This window comes from Streptococcus sp. CCH8-H5, from assembly GCF_001556505.1.
Classification (GTDB): Bacteria; Bacillota; Bacilli; order Lactobacillales; family Streptococcaceae; genus Streptococcus.
The window spans coordinates 1-285 of record NZ_LSIZ01000015.1 but is presented as its reverse complement, the minus strand read 5'-3'; the positions used below and the strand labels follow the sequence as shown (position 1 = coordinate 285).

The window sequence follows — 285 nt, the reverse complement described above, 5'->3', positions numbered from 1 at the left end:
AAGTTAAAAAACATTGGGTAACTATTGCAGTGACAGGACTTGCTTTGGGATTGAGTTTTGCAGGACTCAGCTACGCTTCAGCTGAAGAACAACCTACACCTGTTAATGAAGCAACTGTTGAAGCCATCATCAAAGAAGGCGCTATTGACGTTGAGGCTCCAGCAAGTAATGAAGCCACAACTAAACCTGTAGAAAACACAGCTGCTACCGCTTCGAGCGAGGTTGCCACTGTGTCAGAAACACCAGTGGTCACCTCTGAAGGGGCTTCAACAGAAACAGTCTCTG

General features: G+C 46.3%; 1 pseudogene. It reads left to right on the top strand.

What is annotated here, in order from left to right:
* Nucleotides 1-285, top strand: a pseudogene (locus tag AX663_RS00615) (KxYKxGKxW signal peptide domain-containing protein); the annotation flags it as partial.